At 53.5% G+C, this 17,927-nt stretch carries 15 protein-coding genes and 2 tRNA genes; 11 read left to right on the top strand and 6 right to left on the bottom strand.

All coding sequences use genetic code 11. From position 1 onward, the window contains the following. Positions 1-64: 64 nt before the first annotated feature. Positions 65-1,705 (bottom strand): phosphoglucomutase (alpha-D-glucose-1,6-bisphosphate-dependent), encoded by a 1,641-nt coding sequence (gene pgm / locus UTM25_RS16180; protein WP_045356603.1) that lies wholly within the window; start codon positions 1,703-1,705, stop codon positions 65-67. A 24-nt stretch (positions 1,706-1,729) separates the two neighbouring features. Next, positions 1,730-2,278 carry a replication initiation negative regulator SeqA gene (seqA, locus tag UTM25_RS16185; protein ID WP_008501070.1) on the bottom strand — a complete coding sequence of 183 codons (549 nt, stop codon included), beginning with the start codon at positions 2,276-2,278 and terminating at the stop codon, positions 1,730-1,732. A 183-nt stretch (positions 2,279-2,461) separates the two neighbouring features. Between seqA and ybfF the strand changes: the two genes are divergently transcribed. The 4 genes from ybfF to fur all read left to right on the top strand — a co-directional run bounded on the left by ybfF (position 2,462) and on the right by fur (position 5,075). After that, complete coding sequence (ybfF, locus tag UTM25_RS16190; RefSeq protein ID WP_194399839.1) at positions 2,462-3,235, top strand: esterase; 774 nt, start codon at positions 2,462-2,464, stop codon at positions 3,233-3,235. A gap of 128 nt (positions 3,236-3,363) precedes the next feature. After that, positions 3,364-3,651, top strand: coding sequence for a LexA regulated protein (gene ybfE, locus UTM25_RS16195; protein ID WP_023334913.1), 288 nt, complete (start codon positions 3,364-3,366; stop codon positions 3,649-3,651). A gap of 155 nt (positions 3,652-3,806) precedes the next feature. After that, positions 3,807-4,337, top strand: a complete 531-nt coding sequence (fldA, locus tag UTM25_RS16200; RefSeq protein WP_008501067.1) for a flavodoxin FldA — start codon at positions 3,807-3,809, stop codon at positions 4,335-4,337. Positions 4,338-4,628: 291 nt separating this feature from the next. Further along, complete coding sequence (gene fur / locus UTM25_RS16205) at positions 4,629-5,075, top strand: ferric iron uptake transcriptional regulator (protein ID WP_023310771.1); 447 nt, start codon at positions 4,629-4,631, stop codon at positions 5,073-5,075. A gap of 95 nt (positions 5,076-5,170) precedes the next feature. Here the strand turns inward: fur and chiQ are convergent, their stop codons facing one another. The 4 genes from chiQ to nagE all read right to left on the bottom strand — a co-directional run bounded on the left by chiQ (position 5,171) and on the right by nagE (position 11,250). Then, complete coding sequence (gene chiQ / locus UTM25_RS16210) at positions 5,171-5,500, bottom strand: ChiQ/YbfN family lipoprotein (protein ID WP_047061876.1); 330 nt, start codon at positions 5,498-5,500, stop codon at positions 5,171-5,173. A 47-nt stretch (positions 5,501-5,547) separates the two neighbouring features. Next, positions 5,548-6,945 (bottom strand): chitoporin ChiP, encoded by a 1,398-nt coding sequence (gene chiP / locus UTM25_RS16215; RefSeq protein WP_194399838.1) that lies wholly within the window; start codon positions 6,943-6,945, stop codon positions 5,548-5,550. A gap of 446 nt (positions 6,946-7,391) precedes the next feature. Further along, the gene (gene glnS, locus UTM25_RS16220) at positions 7,392-9,059 is read right to left on the bottom strand and encodes a glutamine--tRNA ligase (RefSeq protein WP_194399837.1); all 1,668 of its coding nucleotides are present in this window, start codon (positions 9,057-9,059) and stop codon (positions 7,392-7,394) included. A gap of 169 nt (positions 9,060-9,228) precedes the next feature. Further along, on the bottom strand, positions 9,229-11,250 hold the full coding sequence (gene nagE, locus UTM25_RS16225; RefSeq protein WP_194399836.1) for an N-acetylglucosamine-specific PTS transporter subunit IIBC: 2,022 nt from the start codon (positions 11,248-11,250) through the stop codon (positions 9,229-9,231). Between the two features lie 328 nt (positions 11,251-11,578). Between nagE and nagB the strand changes: the two genes are divergently transcribed. The 7 genes from nagB to UTM25_RS16260 all read left to right on the top strand — a co-directional run bounded on the left by nagB (position 11,579) and on the right by UTM25_RS16260 (position 17,920). Further along, entirely contained in the window at positions 11,579-12,379 is an 801-nt protein-coding gene (gene nagB / locus UTM25_RS16230) for a glucosamine-6-phosphate deaminase (protein WP_023310765.1), read from the top strand. A 55-nt stretch (positions 12,380-12,434) separates the two neighbouring features. After that, positions 12,435-13,583: an N-acetylglucosamine-6-phosphate deacetylase gene (gene nagA, locus UTM25_RS16235; protein WP_194399835.1), complete on the top strand. Its 1,149-nt coding sequence runs from the start codon at positions 12,435-12,437 to the stop codon at positions 13,581-13,583. 8 nt (positions 13,584-13,591) lie between these two features. After that, positions 13,592-14,812: a DNA-binding transcriptional regulator NagC gene (gene nagC / locus UTM25_RS16240; protein WP_021242995.1), complete on the top strand. Its 1,221-nt coding sequence runs from the start codon at positions 13,592-13,594 to the stop codon at positions 14,810-14,812. Between the two features lie 45 nt (positions 14,813-14,857). Continuing rightward, positions 14,858-15,610 (top strand): ribonucleotide monophosphatase NagD, encoded by a 753-nt coding sequence (nagD, locus tag UTM25_RS16245; protein WP_194399834.1) that lies wholly within the window; start codon positions 14,858-14,860, stop codon positions 15,608-15,610. A gap of 249 nt (positions 15,611-15,859) precedes the next feature. Then, a complete protein-coding gene (gene asnB, locus UTM25_RS16250) occupies positions 15,860-17,524 on the top strand; it encodes an asparagine synthase B (RefSeq protein WP_194399833.1) in 1,665 nt (554 codons plus the stop codon). A 226-nt stretch (positions 17,525-17,750) separates the two neighbouring features. Then, a tRNA-Met gene (locus UTM25_RS16255) sits at positions 17,751-17,827 on the top strand. 8 nt (positions 17,828-17,835) lie between these two features. Next, positions 17,836-17,920, top strand: a tRNA-Leu gene (locus tag UTM25_RS16260). The last annotated feature ends 7 nt before the right edge of the window (positions 17,921-17,927 follow it).

A 17,927-nucleotide genomic window follows, 5' to 3' on the forward strand; every position in this document is an offset into this window, starting at 1 on the left:
GTTTTCTCCCTCTCCCTATGGGAGAGGGCCGGGGTGCGGGCTGATGCCCTCACCCATACCGCACTTACGCGTTTTTCAGCACTTCGCTGACAATCTCTACCGCTTCTTTCTCAATCTGCTGACGGTGCTCAGCGCCGAGGAAGCTTTCGCAATAGATTTTGTACGCATCTTCCGTACCGGACGGACGCGCGGCGAACCAGCCATTCTCGGTCATCACTTTCAGACCACCAATGGATGCGCCGTTGCCCGGTGCCGCCGTCAGACGAGCGGTGATCGGATCGCCCGCCAGGGTGCTTGCGCTGACCATCTCAGGAGAGAGTTTGGACAGGGCCGCTTTCTGGGCTGACGTCGCGCCAGCCTGAATACGGTTATAGCTTGGTGCACCAAAGCGTGCTGCCAGGTCGTTATAATGTTCCTGCGGGTTCTTACCGGTGACAGCGGTGATTTCCGCCGCCAGCAGGCACATGATGATGCCGTCTTTATCGGTTGACCATGGCGTGCCGTCGAAACGCAGGAAAGATGCGCCCGCGCTCTCTTCACCGCCGAAGCCGAAGCTGCCGTCGTGCAGACCGTCAACGAACCATTTGAAGCCCACCGGCACTTCCACCAGCTTGCGGCCCAGCGCCTCGACCACGCGGTCGATCATCGCGGAGGAAACCAGCGTTTTACCGACAGCCACCTCTTTGCCCCACTGCGGGCGGTGCTGGAACAGATAGTTAATTGCGACGGCCAGATAGTGGTTCGGGTTCATCAGCCCGGCAGGGGTTACGATACCGTGACGGTCATAATCCGGGTCGTTAGCAAACGCCAGATCGAATTTATCACGCAGCGCCAGCAGGCCCGCCATCGCGCACTCGGAGGAGCAGTCCATACGGATCGCGCCGTCTTTGTCCAGGTGCATAAAGCGGAAGGTCTGATCGACGTGATCGTTCACGATGGTCAGATCCAGCTTGTAATGCTCGGCGATACGTTTCCAGTATTCGATACCGGAGCCGCCCAGCGGATCCACGCCCAGCTTCAGGCCGGCTTTCTGGATGGCCGCCATATCGACGATATCCGCCAGCCCTTCCACGAACGGCTGAACCAGATCCTGCTCTTTCACGTGACCGGACGCCATGGCAGCATCCAGAGAAATGCGCTTCACGCCTTTCAGACCGTCAGCCAGCAGCGCGTTCGCACGATCTTCCACCACTTTGGTGACGTTAGTGTCGGCCGGGCCACCGTTAGGCGGGTTGTATTTGATACCACCGTCTTCCGGCGGGTTGTGGGATGGCGTGATAACGATACCGTCTGCCAGCGCACCACCTTTTTTGTTGTGTACCAGGATGGCGTTAGAGACCGCAGGCGTCGGGGTGAAGCCATTGTTCTCCTGAACAATCACATCGACGCCGTTTGCCGCCAGCACTTCCACCACAGAGATGAATGCCGGTTCAGACAGGGCATGGGTATCTTTCCCCACATAGCACGGACCGGTAACGCCGTTTTTAGCGCGCTCTTCCGCAATGGCCTGAGCAATGGCCAGAATGTGCGGTTCGTTAAAGCTGTGGCGCGCCGCGCTGCCGCGGTGACCAGATGTACCAAACTTCACTGCGTGTTCTGCGTTGCCCACGACCGGTTTCAGCACATAATACTGCGCGGTCAGCTGAGCGACGTTAATCAAATCGCTTTGTTGTGCAGGTTGGCCTGCACGGCTGTGATTTGCCATTACCGGGTCCTTCTGATGCAAGGGTTAAATTGTACCGCAAACCTTTTCAATCAATTCCGCCGGGAACTGCATGGACTGCATGATGTGTTCAATCATGCTGCACTTGCGGCCCGTATTGGTATTGGTGATCACCCAGTACGGGGTGCCAGGAACATGTTTGGGTTTGGTTTGATTGCCATTTTGCAGCAGCGTCTGCTCGTCGCCCGCGAAATAGACGCGAGTACGGCCGTGAAGCGACTCGGTCGCTTCAGCAAACGCTTTGTTATCCAGTGAGTAAAGTGTAGACAGCACCAGCATAAAGCGGTTAACCGCCTTTTTCTGCTCCGCGTATTCATCGGAGAGCAGCAGCTCGCGCATCGCGCGCACTTTATCTTTTGCAGGCGTCACGGCAGGTTTTGCTTGTGCAACAACGCTCGGCTGAGACACGACATCTTTGGTGACTGGGGTAGCAGGCTGTGAAGCGGCGGAAATTTTAAGCATGCGCCGTAAAATGTCGGACGCGCTCTCCCCGATATGCCGCGTCTGGCTGGCAATATACTGATAGAGTTCGTCATCAACTTCGATTGTTTTCATCTTAATCCAGTGCGATATCTTATCTGAATACAAGTCATTGGGATTATAAGGTCAAATCCCAACAGCGGATAGCGTCAAACCAGGTTGGCAGCAAAAGTCAGATTAAACTGGAACCTTGCAGCCGGGCGGCAGAATGGTCAACATGATACCCTAACCTGACATACGTAAAAAAAGAACTTTGCCATGAAATTGAATACCCGAGCGCAAACTGCACAATCGCCGAACAATAATTCTCCCATCGTACTGGTTCACGGGCTTTTTGGTAGTCTGGATAACCTGGGCGTGCTGGCGCGCGATCTGGTTACCGACCACGATATTTTACAGGTCGATATGCGCAATCATGGTCTTTCCGGGCGTTCCGACGAGATGACCTACGCGGCGATGGCGCAGGATCTGCTGGATACGCTGGATGCCCACGACCTGCAAAAGGTGACCCTCATCGGGCATTCAATGGGTGGCAAAGCGGTGATGGCCCTGACGGCACTGGCCCCGCACCGTATTAGCGGCCTGGTGGTGATTGACGTCGCGCCCGTGGATTACGACATCCGTCGTCACGACGAGATTTTTGCCGCCATTAATGCAGTCACAGAAGCGGGTGTTGCGACGCGCCAACAGGCGGCCGCCGTCATGCGTGAGCATCTAGATGAAGAAGGCGTCGTGCAGTTCCTGCTGAAGTCGTTTGTTGATGGGCAATGGCGTTTCAACGTGCCGGTGCTCTGGGACCAGTACAATAACATCGTCGGCTGGGAAACCGTCCCCGCCTGGCCACACCCTACTCTCTTTATTCGCGGCGGCAACTCGCCTTACGTTACCGACGCGTACCGCGACACGCTGCTGGCCCAATTCCCGCAGGCTCGCGCCCACGTGATTGCCGGTGCAGGGCACTGGGTGCATGCGGAAAAACCGGATGCCGTACTGCGCGCTATCCGCCGCTATCTCGCTGATACTGCAAATTGATTAAAAAGAAAGCGACTGGAAGGCTGCGGGCTTCCAGTCGTTGGCGTGCCGTTTTTGGTGATGTATGATGGCGCGCTTATCGCCCGGGCATTAGCAGGGCGGCGTGTTTCCCCCGAAGTCTCAGAATCATGGCCAAAGAACAAACGGACCGTACGACACTAGATCTGTTCGCGAATGAGCGTCGCCCGGGACGACCCAAGACGAATCCGCTTTCGCGCGATGAACAGCTGCGTATCAATAAGCGCAACCAGCTTAAACGCGATAAAAATCGTGGGCTTAAGCGTGTCGAACTGAAGCTTAATGCCGACGCCGTCGATGCACTTAACGAGCTGGCTGACGCGCGAAATATCAGCCGCAGCGAGCTCATTGAAGAAATGTTGATCGCACAGCTTGAGACATTACGCAGCCAGGCATAAGTCTGAAAATCCCCTTTATCGCCCTTTTCATGTAGCACAGAGTGCAGTCCTGCGCGATAGCTGTTTCCGCAGGGTTGCCAGTTCTGCTATTATTGCCCTTATCCGTGGCCAAATTGCGCCACCATACTATTAAGTTTCAAGAGGTTATTTTACTCATGGCAATCATCGGCATTTTCTTTGGCAGTGATACCGGCAATACCGAAAATATCGCAAAAAACATTCAAAAACAGCTCGGTAAAGACGTTGCTGATGTGCATGACATCGCCAAGAGCAGCAAAGAAGATCTGGAAGGCTATGACATTCTGCTGCTGGGTATCCCAACCTGGTACTACGGTGAAGCCCAGTGCGACTGGGATGATTTCTTCCCGACTCTGGAAGAAGTGGACTTCAACGGTAAGCTGGTCGCCCTGTTTGGCTGTGGCGATCAGGAAGACTACGCCGAATACTTCTGTGACGCGCTGGGCACCATCCGCGATATCATTGAGCCGAACGGCGCGGTTATCGTCGGCCACTGGCCGACCGCCGGTTACCACTTTGAAGCGTCTAAAGGCCTGGCCGATGACGATCATTTCGTAGGCCTGGCCATCGACGAAGACCGTCAGCCAGAGCTGACCGCAGAGCGCGTTGAGAAGTGGGTGAAGCAGATCCGTGAGGAACTGCACCTGGACGATATTCTGAACGCCTGATTTTTATCGCGGCGCAGCGGCGGCTGCGCCCGTGCTCCAGGTCAAACCGATTAAATTAATCGCTACAATCTTTTAACTTTTTCGCCCAGACCTGTACAATGTCTCCCTGATAAAATGTGGTTTTCCATTGAGCAAGTTTGTTGGTGATACCCCATTTTTATAAGCATATTTTGCCTGAGACTTGCAGTTTTCATTTAGCCATGGCAGTTCTATAATGAGACGCATTATCCCAGGTGCATTTTCTGTCACTTCCTACAGAAGTGAATCGTTTAGCAACAGGACAGATTCCGCATGACTGACAACAATACCGCATTAAAGAAGGCTGGCCTGAAAGTTACGCTTCCTCGGTTAAAAATCCTTGAAGTGCTTCAGGGTCCAGACAATCACCATGTCAGTGCGGAAGACCTCTATAAACGTCTTATCGACATGGGTGAAGAGATTGGGCTGGCTACCGTCTATCGCGTGCTGAACCAGTTTGATGACGCGGGCATTGTTACCCGTCATAATTTCGAAGGCGGTAAATCTGTTTTCGAACTGACCCAGCAGCAGCACCACGATCACCTGATCTGCCTCGATTGCGGCAAGGTCATTGAATTCAGCGATGATTCCATTGAATCACGCCAGCGTGAAATCGCGGCGCGTCATGGCATCCGCCTGACGAACCACAGCCTGTACCTTTACGGTCACTGCGCTGAAGGCGACTGCCGCGAAGACGACCACGCGCACGACGCGAAATAATCAGTATTCATACTCTGAGCCAGCCGCGAGGTTGGCTTTTTTTTTGCCAAAAAAAAGCCCGGTGGCGCACAGCCACCGGGCATGATAACAGCGAATTAGTTACTGTTATTGCTTCGTATTTCTTTCCAAATCTGGTCGCAACGCTTCGCCACTTCCTGGTCGTTACCGGTTTTACGCGCCTGGATACAGGCCTGGTAATCCATCACGCGGACGTTTTCCTGCGTCGCGAACTGCTCATGCGCTTTCTCTTTCTTCAGCACGTTCAGCACGCTCTGACAGGCTTGAATTTTCTCCGGCGATCCTTCCGCAGTATTTATGCAGGCGCTATACGCCTCCTTCAGACGGGAGTCCTCTTTCGGCGCCTGATTCTGAGCACACGCCACCAGCCCTGATGCCAGCAACGCGACGATTACGATTTTTTTCATCATGTGCAGTCTCCATACCGGCGGGACTCAGCCCGCCGGTGCGTTCATCAGAAGATGGTGAATGGGGCAATAACCATGAATTTCACGTCACGTTCATCCTGGAAGATGTTGCCGTAACCGCCCGCATAGCTCGGGATATCGGAGTGGTTGTCATACTGAGTGAAGTGCAGTTTGAACATCGTGCCTTTCGCGCGGCCATCCTGCAGGGTATAGATAGCATCGAGGCTGTAGGAAGACTCTTTCAGGCGATAGTTGGGATCGTAGTATGCGTCCGGTGTTGCCATATCGGCAGGTTTTGCGTCCCAGGCGTAAGCGTAAGAGGCACCCACGGCCCAGCCCGGCAGATTCCAGTTTTTCAGGTCATACATTGCGCCGAAGAAGACCGCCTTCTCGCCGTCGGCGTTGAAGTCAGAGCGGTTATCCCACCAGATATCAAGACGACCGTTGGAGGAGGCGTAGGTCGGGGTCATACGCTGCAGGAAGTAGCCCTGCTGCCCTTCCGCCTTTACCCATGTGCCTTCCAGACGTAAATCAACCTGACCGACCTTGTAGCCGAAGGTTAACGCCTGCAGCCACGCGGTGCCGTCATAAATGTCGTTGACGTCACCGTTGCTGACTTTATCGCGCGTACCGTAGAACTGGTAGCTGGTGCTCAGCGGGCTACCCGCGACATCGAATTTGTAGCTGGCCTTAGCAAAGTACTGATCGACATAGCCTTGTGCCTGACCAAATGCCGCTTCCAGCACCAGATCGTTTTTAAAGTCGTACTTCGCGCCCAGCGAGTGCAGGTAATCAACTTTGGTTTTTTTATCGTTCTGGTAGAACTTGTCCATCTCGATGTGCCACGGCGCTTTGTACTCGTTGGTCCACATATAGGAGAAGCTCAACGCCCCCGCATCACCGTAGTCAAAATTCGCCCCGGCTTCCGCACCCTGATAGGTACCCGGCATAAAGCTCCAGTGCGGTGCTAACAGAGTCTGACCGGTTGGCTGAATATAACCGCCGCGCGCCCAAACCGGACCGTATTTAAATTTTGCAGCGGCTTTGTAAAGGCTGATACCGCTCTTATCCCCGGACCAGTCTTCTTTATAGGCTTTGTTGCTGGAGGAGAAGGCTATTTCGTTCGGGTGGGCGCTGTCGCCGTTTTCCGCCATTTCAATCGCGGTGAACGCAGCAATATCCAGACCGAACATATCGGCTGCATAGCCTGACTGGAAGTCCAGGTTGGCGTTCCAGGTGGAGTGTGAAAGGTTGGTTTTATATTTGTCTTCAGTGACGTCTTTACGGTCACGCTCACGCTGCCAATAATAAATACCGCCCGTGAGGGTCGAATCGTCGATGAAGCCCGCCGCTTTCGCCTCTGGTGTCACCACCAGGCCCGACATTGCTGTCACACCGGCGATAGCCAGCGCCAGCGCACTACGTTTGCCACTGAACGTACGCATAGATTATTCCTCTTTGACGAATTAAAACGCCTGAAACGGCGTAAATAAAAAAGACCAAATGGTCAGGGATAGTTTTAAATACCCTCGAATTAACTACCGTCTTTAGGTTATTTTTCGCGACGCGAATTATCAATGCTTTTTAGCGGACAAAAGTCAGGATTATGACGAAGTGCACATAATTGGTATTGCTTTGTAACATTTGCGGGGAGGCGAGGTATGGCGGGTAATTATCAGGAATTTCAGTGAGTAGACGTGGAACATTCTCCTTTTTTTATAACCTTTTTAATTTCCGCAATGACACAAACTTTTTTTAAAAAAATAAGTAGCACCTCATTGACCTGATATTTTCATGACGCCTCTTTAGGCTCTGGCTTAATACCCTGATCGTTAAATAAAAAAACGCCGCATAGTGCGGCGTTTGTTTCTCATTGACCAGAGCAGCAATATTATTCGCCGATCTTCGTCCAGGTATCACGCAGACCTACGGTACGGTTAAATACCGGTTTTTCCGCCGTGCTGTAACGACTGTCCTGGCAGAAATAACCTTCACGTTCAAACTGGAACGCTTTGCCCGCTTCAGCAGCTTTCAGAGAAGGCTCCGCATAACCCTGTTTGATCACCAGAGATTCCGGGTTGATGGTCGCCAGGAAATCTTCAGCAGCACCTGGGTTAGGCACGCTGAACAGACGATCGTACAGACGAATTTCTACCGGCAGCGCGTGGGAAGCGCTCACCCAGTGAATAACGCCTTTCACCTTGCGGCCATCCGCCGGATCTTTGCTCAGCGTTTCAGCATCATAAGAACAGAAGATAGTGGTGATATTACCTTCCGCATCTTTCTCTACGCGCTCGGCTTTGATGACGTAGGCATTACGCAGACGCACTTCTTTACCCAGCACCAGACGCTTGTACTGCTTGTTGGCTTCTTCGCGGAAGTCAGCACGATCAATCCAGATCTCACCGCTGAACGGGACGTCGCGGCTACCCATTTCCGGTTTGTTCGGGTGGTTAGGCATGGAGACAAGCTCGCTTTCACCCTGCGGATAGTTTTCGATAACCAGTTTCACCGGGTCGATAACCGCCATCGCGCGGGGGGCGTTTTCGTTGAGATCTTCGCGAATGCAGGATTCCAGAGACGCCATTTCGATGGTGTTATCCTGCTTGGTCACGCCGATACGTTTGCAGAACTCACGAATAGAAGCGGCAGTGTAACCACGACGACGCAGACCGGAGATGGTCGGCATACGCGGGTCATCCCAACCTTCAACGTGCTTGTCGGTCACCAGAAGGTTCAGCTTACGCTTGGACATCACGGTGTATTCCAGATTCAGACGAGAGAACTCGTACTGGCGCGGATGCACAGGAATGGTGATGTTATCCAGAACCCAGTCGTACAGACGACGGTTGTCCTGGAACTCCAGCGTACATAGGGAGTGTGTAATGCCTTCCAGCGCATCGCTGATGCAGTGGGTAAAGTCGTACATCGGGTAGATGCACCACTTGTTGCCGGTCTGGTGGTGTTCTGCGAACTTGATGCGGTACAGCACCGGATCGCGCATTACGATGAACGGAGACGCCATGTCGATTTTAGCACGCAGGCACGCTTTGCCTTCTTCGAAGCCACCGGCACGCATTTTTTCAAACAGCGCCAGGTTCTCTTCCACGCTGCGATCGCGAAACGGGCTATTTTTTCCCGGCGCAGTCAGCGTACCGCGGTACTCACGGATCTCATCAGCAGACAGTTCGTCAACATACGCCAAACCCTTGTTGATCAGTTCAACCGCGTAGGCGTACAGCTGATCAAAATAGTCAGAGGAGTAGCAGATATCGCCAGACCAGTTGAAGCCCAGCCATTGCACGTCATTCTTGATGGACTCAACGTATTCGATGTCTTCTTTTACTGGGTTGGTGTCATCGAAACGCAGGTTGCACTGTCCCTGATAGTCTTGCGCAATGCCAAAGTTCAGGCAGATGGACTTCGCATGCCCAATATGCAGGTAGCCGTTCGGCTCCGGCGGGAAGCGGGTATGAACTGTGGTGTGCTTACCACTGGCCAGATCTTCATCGATGATCTGACGAATAAAGTTACTCGGGCGGGCTTCTGCCTCACTCATCGTGGATTCCTCAAAGCGTAAACAACGTATAACGGCATATGATCTTATAAGCCGGACGTAGTGACAACCCTTAAAACGTCTCTGAGGAAAATAATGGGGGCTTTTGCTGCAAAAAAAAGCGGCGGAGGATATCCCCCGCCGCTTAAGGCATGACTCTACTCAGGAGCGATTACTTGCCTTTAATCTCATACAGCGGCGTTTGCCCCGCAACAACCTGACCTTTCGCCTGAATGACCAGGCCACTGAAGTCATCGATGTTGCTGCAAACGACCGGGCTAATCATTGAGCGCGCGTTGGCGTTCAGGAAGTCCAGATCCATCTCCAGAATCGGCTGTCCTGCCACTACTTCAGCGCCCTCTTCCACCAGGCGAGTAAAGCCCTGGCCGTTCAGCGCAACGGTATCAATACCCATGTGGACAACGATCTCCGCGCCATTTTCGGTTTCGAGGCAGAATGCGTGGTTTGTGTTGAAGATTTTCACGATGGTACCGGCAGCAGGAGACACAACGGTTTTATCCGTTGGTTTCACCGCCACACCGTCACCGACCGCTTTACTGGCGAAGGCTTCGTCAGGCACCTGCTCAATCGCAACGACTTCACCGGTTACCGGTGAAACCAGCGCGGCTACCGTTTTGGCGTTGGGTACCGCCTGCGGTTTTGCAGCCGCTGGCGCGGCGACAGGTGCGGCAGAAGCTTCTGCTGCGGCTACCGGACCAGTGGTTTTCATGGCATTAGCAATTTTCTCTGCTACGAAGCCAACGATAATCTGCACGCTGGTTTTGTTCAGGCGGATAACACCGGAAGCACCCAGACGTTTGGCCAGCGCTTCGTTCACCAGGGAAGAGTCTTTAACGTTCAGACGCAGGCGAGTGATACAGGCGTCGATGCCGGTCAGGTTGTCAGAACCGCCGACAGCGGCGATGTACTGACGCGCCAGACCTGATACGTCCTGATCCTGAGCACCGCTCACGTTCATATCCTGACCGTCCGCTTCGCTACCGGCCACAGCCAGTTCACGACCCGGCGTCATCAGGTTGAATTTGGTGATAGTGAAACGGAACACCACGTAGTAGATCGCAAAGAACACCAGACCCTGCGGGATTAGCATCCACCAGTGGGTCGCCAGCGGGTTACGGGACGACAGCACCATATCCACCAGACCGGCGCTGAAGCCGAAACCGGCAATCCATTGCATGCTGGCAGCAATGAACACGGAGATACCGGTCAGAACGGCGTGGATCACATACAGAACCGGCGCCACGAACATGAAGGAGAACTCCAGCGGCTCGGTGATACCGGTGAAGAAGGCCGCGAACGCCCCCGCCATCATGATACCCAGCACTTTCGCTTTATTCTCTGGACGCGCGCAGTGGTAGATAGCCAGCGCAGCACCCGGCAGACCAAACATCATGATCGGGAAGAAGCCCGCCTGATAACGACCGGTGATACCGACAACCGCTTTACCTGCTTCGATGGACTGTGCGCCACCCAGGAAGTTAGGGATATCGTTAATACCGGCAACGTCGAACCAGAACACGGAGTTCAGCGCGTGGTGCAGACCGACCGGGATCAGCAGACGGTTGAAGAACGCGTACACGCCCGCACCGACAGATCCCAGTTTCTGGATGTGCTCACCGAAGTTAACCAGACCGTCGAAGATCATCGGCCAGACGTACATCATGATGAACGCAACAACGATCATCACAAACGAGGTCAGGATGGGGACCAGACGGCGACCACTAAAGAAGGAGAGCGCTTTTGGCAGCTCTACGCTGCTGAAGCGGTTATACAGTTCAGCGGAGATGATACCCACAAGGATACCGACAAACTGGTTGCTGATCTTACCGAACGCCGCCGGAACCTGGTCCGCCGGAATTTTTTGGATCATGGCCACCGCTGCAGGCGAGCAGAGGGTGGTTAACACGAGGAAACCGACAAAACCGGTCAGCGCAGCGGCACCGTCTTTGTCTTTGGACATACCGTAAGCCACACCAATCGCGAACAACACGGACATATTGTCGATAATGGCGGAACCTGACTTGATAAAGAACGCCGCCAGCGCGCTGGTATTACCCCAGCCGTTGGGGTCGATCCAGTAGCCGACACCCATCAGGATGGCTGCGGCAGGCAGCGTGGCGACCGGCACCATAAGTGCGCGACCAACCTTTTGTAAATAACCTAGAATACTCACTTTCTTCCCCCTATGAGACCCCGTTTAAGGCATGTTCTCAGCTCTGTTTTTTATTGTGTCACGAACTATAGATACAGTTGATGCTTCACTGGCATTGTGAGTGTGTGAAAAATTAATTCGTATCGCAAATTAAACGCGTACTTTTTGTGATTTTTGTCACCAAATATCGTTATTTACCCTCCCTTATACTGGCTAACAGCGAAAACTTATTTTATCATTCAAAAAATCAAGACGGATTGATCCGGCCTGAAAGTTTCCAGGTTACGCTTAAGTATCAGGTTCCGATAGCCATCCGCCCACTCTTCTACTTTAACTCTTGAGGTGAACAATGAGACTGATTCCCCTGGCAACTGCTGAACAAGTCGGTAAATGGGCCGCTCGCCATATCGTTAACCGTATTAACGCCTTTAAACCGACCGCCGATCGTCCTTTCGTTCTTGGACTTCCGACAGGCGGCACGCCGCTGACCGCCTATAAGGCGCTGGTTGAGATGCATAAAGCAGGCCAGGTTAGCTTCAAACATGTTGTGACCTTCAATATGGATGAATACGTTGGCTTACCGAAAGACCACCCGGAAAGCTACCATAGCTTTATGCACCGCAATTTCTTTGATCACGTTGATATTCCGTCTGAAAATATTAACCTGCTTAATGGAAACGCGCCTGATATTGACGCAGAATGCCGTCAGTATGAAGAAAAAATCCGTTCTTACGGTAAGATCCACCTGTTCATGGGTGGTGTAGGTAATGATGGTCACATCGCGTTTAACGAACCGGCGTCTTCTCTGGCTTCCCGCACACGTATTAAAACGCTGACCCATGACACGCGCGTGGCAAACTCCCGCTTCTTTGACGGCGATGTTAACCAGGTTCCAAAATACGCCCTGACCGTAGGCGTAGGCACCCTGCTGGATGCCGAAGAAGTGATGATTCTGGTGCTGGGCGGCGTGAAAGCCCAAGCGCTCCAGGCTGCCGTTGAAGGCAACGTTAACCATATGTGGACCATCAGCTGCCTGCAGCTGCATCCTAAATCAGTCATCGTTTGCGACGAACCGTCCACGATGGAGCTGAAGGTTAAAACGCTGAAATACTTCAACGAGTTAGAAGCTGAGAACATCAAAGGTCTGTAATTGAATAACCGCCTCTTCATCAAGAGGCGGCCGCTTTTTTTAACCGGGGGTCGTTATGTACGCTTTAACCCACGGTCGGATTTATACCGGCCATGAAATTCTGGATGACCATGCGATTGTTATCGCTGATGGCCTGATTGAACGTGTTTGCCCGCTGGCAGAACTGCCGCCGGAGATTGAACAGCGCTCACTCAATGGAGCAGTAATCTCCCCCGGTTTCATCGACGTACAGCTCAACGGCTGCGGCGGTGTGCAATTCAATGACACCGCGGATGCGGTGACGGTCGAAACCCTGGAGATCATGCAGAAAGCCAATGAGAAATCGGGCTGCACCAGCTATCTGCCAACGCTCATCACCAGCAGTGATGATCTCATGAAGCAGGGTATCAGCGTGATGCGTGAATACCTGGCCAAACACCCTAATCAGGCGCTGGGCCTGCATCTTGAAGGGCCATGGCTGAATATGGTCAAGAAAGGGACGCATAACCCGAATTACGTTCGTAAACCTGATGCGGAACTGGTTGACTACCTGTGTGCGAACGCCGATGTGATCACCAAAGTGACGCTGGCGCCTGAAATGACGGGTACGGATGTCATCAGCAAACTGGCTGGTGCCGGGATTATCGTTTCAGCAGGCCACTCTAACGCGACGCTGAAAGAAGCGAAAGCCGGTTTCCGCGCGGGCATTACCTTCGCAACGCACCTTTACAACGCTATGCCGTATATCACAGGCCGTGAACCGGGTCTGGTCGGGGCGATTCTGGATGAGCCAGACGTCTACTGCGGCATTATTGCTGACGGCTTACACGTCGATTACACCAACATCCGCAACGCTAAGCGGCTGAAAGGTGACAAGCTTTGTCTGGTGACGGATGCCACCGCACCAGCAGGTGCAAATATTGAGCAGTTCATTTTTGCCGGTAAAACAATATACTACCGCAATGGACTGTGTGTGGATGAAAACGGTACGCTGAGCGGTTCCTCTTTGACCATGATTGAAGGGGTGCGTAACCTGGTTGAACATTGCGGGATTGCGCTTGATGAAGTCCTGCGTATGGCAACCCTTTATCCGGCGCGCGCAATGGGCGTGGATAAACAGCTTGGCGGAATTGCACCAGGTATGGTTGCAAACCTGACGGCATTCACACACGATTATAAAATTATTAAGACCATCGTTAATGGTAACGAGGTCGTCACTGAGTAAGTAAAAGTATGACACCTGGCGGACAAGCTCAAATCGGTAATGTCGATCTCGTTAAACAACTTAACAGTGCGGCGGTATACCGCCTGATTGACCAGCACGGACCTATCTCGCGAATTCAGATAGCCGAACAAAGCCAGCTTGCTCCCGCCAGCGTGACAAAAATTACCCGCCAGCTCATTGAGCGCGGTCTGATCAAAGAAGTCGATCAACAGGCCTCCACCGGGGGCCGCCGCGCCATCTCCATTATTACCGAAACCCGCAATTTTCAGGCCATTGGCGTCCGTCTGGGCCGTCATGACACCACACTCACACTGTACGATCTGAGCAGTAAAGCCATTGCGGAAGAGCACTACCCTCTTCCGGAGCGCACCCAGGAGACGCTGGAGCATGCGCTGCTGAATACCATCGCGCAGTTTATTGAAAGCTGTCAGCGCAAGATCCGCGAACTCATCGCCATCTCCGTGATTCTGCCCGGTCTGGTCGACCCGGAAAGCGGCGTTATCCGCTATATGCCGCACATTCAGGTTGAAAACTGGGGGCTGGTCGACGCGCTGGAAAAGCGTTTTAAAGTGACCTGCTTTGTGGGCCATGACATTCGCTCGCTGGCGCTGGCAGAGCACTACTTTGGTGCGAGCCAGGACTGCGAAGACTCTATTCTGGTGCGCGTTCACCGCGGAACGGGCGCCGGTATTATCTCTAACGGCCGTATTTTTATTGGTCGCAACGGTAACGTCGGCGAGATTGGCCACATTCAGGTTGAGCCCCTCGGGGAGCGCTGCCACTGCGGCAACTTCGGCTGTCTTGAGACCATTGCCGCCAATACGGCCATCGAGCAGCGCGTTCGCCATCTCCTTGAACAGGGTTACCAAAGCCGCGTCACGCTGGACGATTGCAAAATTGGCACTATCTGCAAAGCCGCCAATAAGGGCGACGCGCTGGCCTGCGAAGTGATTGAGCAGGTAGGACGCCATCTGGGGAAAACCATCGCCATCGCCATTAACCTCTTTAACCCACAAAAAGTGGTGATCGCCGGTGAAATTGTGGAAGCGGAAAAGGTGCTGCTCCCCGCCATTGAAGGCTGTATTAACACCCAGGCGCTGAAAGCATTCCGCCAGAACCTCCCGGTGGTTCGTTCAAAGCTTGACCATCGCTCGGCGATCGGCGCGTTCGCGCTGGTCAAACGCGCCATGCTCAACGGAATTCTGCTGCAGCATTTGCTGGAAAGTTGATCGGACCTTATAGTAACGCCTTCTTTTTTTGATGTCGGACTGTCCATGACCATTAAGAATGTAATTTGTGATATCGACGGCGTGCTGATGCACGACAACGTTGCCGTGCCGGGTGCTGCGGAGTTTCTTCACCGCATCATCGACAAAGGAATGCCTCTGGTTCTGCTCACGAACTACCCTTCCCAAACCGGTCAGGATCTGGCTAACCGCTTTGCCACGGCGGGCGTCGACGTGCCGGACAGCGTGTTTTATACCTCGGCAATGGCCACGGCGGATTTTCTTAAGCGTCAGGAAGGGAAAAAAGCCTACGTGGTGGGTGAAGGTGCGCTGATACACGAGCTGTACAAAGTTGGCTTTACCATCACTGACGTGAACCCGGACTTTGTGATTGTCGGCGAAACGCGCTCTTTTAACTGGGAGATGATGCATAAGGCTGCATACTTTGTCGCCAGCGGCGCGCGCTTTATCGCTACCAACCCAGATACGCACGGCCGTGGTTTTTATCCGGCCTGCGGCGCGCTGTGCGCAGGTATCGAAAAAATCTCAGGCCGTCAGCCGTTTGTGGTCGGTAAACCGAGCCCGTGGATCATTCGTGCCGCGCTCAACAAGATGCAGGCCCACTCTGAAGAGACCGTTATTGTCGGCGACAACCTGCGCACCGATATTCTGGCCGGATTCCAGGCGGGTCTGGAGACGATTCTGGTCCTCTCGGGTGTCTCTCAACTTGATGACATTGATTCGATGCCGTTCCGGCCAAGCTGGATTTACCCCTCCGTCGATGAAATCGACATCATCTGATACCGAACCACGCCACAGGGCGTGGTTTTTCATTTATAGCCTACACAAAAAGAACACCATCTAACAAAAAACACGTTTTATTGAATAATCATCAATAAAAGAACTCATGACGTACTCTTTTTTCACTATTCCGCAATCACTATTGCACTATTTCCGTTTTCACCCGTAAAACGCTTGCGCGCCCTGCCCCTTTGCGGCATTTTCATAAGCAAGCAACATTACAAAGCAACAGGGTTAACGGAGAAGGTTATGTGTTCAATTTTTGGCGTACTGGATATTAAAACTGACGCGGGCGAACTGCGTAAAAAGGCACTCGAACTGTCCCGCCTGATGCGCCATCGCGGCCCGGACTGGTCAGGCGTTTACGCCAGTGACAAAGCGATTCTGGCTCACGAACGTCTGTCTATTGTTGACGTCAACGCCGGTGCACAGCCGCTGTATAACGAGAAAAAAACGCACGCGCTGGCTGTCAACGGTGAGATCTACAACCACCAGGCGCTGCGCGCCGAATATGGCGACCGCTACGCGTTCCAGACCGGTTCTGACTGTGAAGTGATCCTGGCGCTGTATCAGGGGAAAGGGCCCGAGTTCCTGGACGATCTGCAGGGCATGTTTGCCTTCGCCCTGTACGACAGCGAAAAAGACGCTTACCTGATTGGCCGTGACCACATCGGCATTATCCCGCTGTACATGGGTCACGATGAGCACGGCAACTTCTACGTTGCCTCTGAAATGAAAGCCCTGGTGCCTGTCTGCCGCACCATTAAAGAGTTCCCGGCTGGCAGCTATCTGTGGAGCAAAGACGGCGAGATCCGTCAGTATTATCAGCGTGACTGGTTCGATTTCGACGCGGTAAAAGACAACGTCACGGACAAAGCCGAGCTGCGTCAGGCCCTGGAAGATTCCGTGAAAAGCCACCTGATGTCCGACGTGCCGTACGGCGTGCTGCTCTCCGGCGGTCTGGACTCCTCCGTGATCTCCGCGATCACCAAGAAATTCGCAGCCCGTCGCGTGGAAGATCAGGAGCGCTCGGAAGCCTGGTGGCCACAGCTGCACTCTTTTGCCGTTGGCCTGGAAGGCGCACCTGACCTGAAAGCCGCGCAGGAAGTGGCGAACCACCTCGGCACCGTGCACCATGAGATTCACTTCACCGTGCAGGAAGGTCTGGATGCGATCCGCGATGTGATCTATCACATTGAAACCTATGACGTGACCACCATCCGCGCCTCAACGCCGATGTACCTGATGTCGCGTAAGATCAAAGCGATGGGTATCAAGATGGTGCTCTCCGGCGAAGGTTCTGACGAAGTGTTTGGCGGCTACCTGTACTTCCACAAGGCGCCGAACGCCAAAGAGCTGCACGAAGAGACCGTGCGCAAGCTGCAGGCGCTGCATATGTTCGACTGTGCGCGTGCCAACAAAGCGATGTCGGCCTGGGGCGTGGAAGCGCGCGTGCCGTTCCTCGATAAGAAATTCCTCGACGTGGCGATGCGCATCAACCCGCAGGACAAGATGTGCGGCAACGGCAAAATGGAAAAACATATCCTGCGTGAGTGTTTTGAATCCTACCTGCCGGCGAGCGTGGCATGGCGTCAGAAAGAGCAGTTCTCTGATGGCGTAGGCTATAGCTGGATCGACACCCTGAAAGAGGTCGCGGCGAAACAGGTTTCTGACCAACAGCTGGAAACCGCAAGCTTCCGCTTCCCGTACAACACGCCGGGCTCGAAAGAAGCTTATCTGTATCGTGAAATTTTTGAAGAGCTGTTCCCGGTACCGAGCGCCGCGGAGTGCGTACCGGGTGGCCCGTCCGTCGCCTGCTCTTCTGCCAAAGCGATTGAATGGGATGAATCTTTCAAATCCATGAACGATCCATCAGGACGCGCGGTAGGCGTTCACCAGTCAGCCTACAAGTAATCACTCAGATCGCAATCAGGCCCCTCAGGGGCCTGATTTTTTTTCCTCACATTTCACCGCCTAAATCTGATTAATAACCAATAATTGCCGAATATTCGGTCACGCTGTTCGCAACCTAACCAAACAGTCACATTCCGGCTATTTTCGTTGAAAAAGGTGTTGACGCTGCAAGGGTCTATACGCATAATGCGCCCCGCAACGCCGATAAGGTAACGCGAAAAAAGATGGCTACGTAGCTCAGTTGGTTAGAGCACATCACTCATAATGATGGGGTCACAGGTTCGAATCCCGTCGTAGCCACCATCTTTTTTGCGGGAGTGGCGAAATTGGTAGACGCACCAGATTTAGGTTCTGGCGCCGCAAGGTGTGCGAGTTCAAGTCTCGCCTCCCGCACCATTCCCGG

The organism is Enterobacter sp. 61D5 (genome assembly GCF_034107965.1).
In the GTDB taxonomy this organism is placed as follows: domain Bacteria; phylum Pseudomonadota; class Gammaproteobacteria; order Enterobacterales; family Enterobacteriaceae; genus Enterobacter; species Enterobacter cloacae_M.

Coding starts and splice junctions, on each gene's coding strand:
- asnB (WP_194399833.1), top strand. CDS start 15,860: ATGTGTTCAATTTTTGGCGTACTGGATATTAAAACTGACGCGGGCGAA.
- pgm (WP_045356603.1), bottom strand. CDS start 1,705: ATGGCAAATCACAGCCGTGCAGGCCAACCTGCACAACAAAGCGATTTG.
- nagC (WP_021242995.1), top strand. CDS start 13,592: ATGACACCTGGCGGACAAGCTCAAATCGGTAATGTCGATCTCGTTAAA.
- nagD (WP_194399834.1), top strand. CDS start 14,858: ATGACCATTAAGAATGTAATTTGTGATATCGACGGCGTGCTGATGCAC.
- chiP (WP_194399838.1), bottom strand. CDS start 6,945: ATGCGTACGTTCAGTGGCAAACGTAGTGCGCTGGCGCTGGCTATCGCC.
- fldA (WP_008501067.1), top strand. CDS start 3,807: ATGGCAATCATCGGCATTTTCTTTGGCAGTGATACCGGCAATACCGAA.
- glnS (WP_194399837.1), bottom strand. CDS start 9,059: ATGAGTGAGGCAGAAGCCCGCCCGAGTAACTTTATTCGTCAGATCATC.
- nagA (WP_194399835.1), top strand. CDS start 12,435: ATGTACGCTTTAACCCACGGTCGGATTTATACCGGCCATGAAATTCTG.
- seqA (WP_008501070.1), bottom strand. CDS start 2,278: ATGAAAACAATCGAAGTTGATGACGAACTCTATCAGTATATTGCCAGC.
- ybfF (WP_194399839.1), top strand. CDS start 2,462: ATGAAATTGAATACCCGAGCGCAAACTGCACAATCGCCGAACAATAAT.
- ybfE (WP_023334913.1), top strand. CDS start 3,364: ATGGCCAAAGAACAAACGGACCGTACGACACTAGATCTGTTCGCGAAT.
- fur (WP_023310771.1), top strand. CDS start 4,629: ATGACTGACAACAATACCGCATTAAAGAAGGCTGGCCTGAAAGTTACG.
- chiQ (WP_047061876.1), bottom strand. CDS start 5,500: ATGAAAAAAATCGTAATCGTCGCGTTGCTGGCATCAGGGCTGGTGGCG.
- nagB (WP_023310765.1), top strand. CDS start 11,579: ATGAGACTGATTCCCCTGGCAACTGCTGAACAAGTCGGTAAATGGGCC.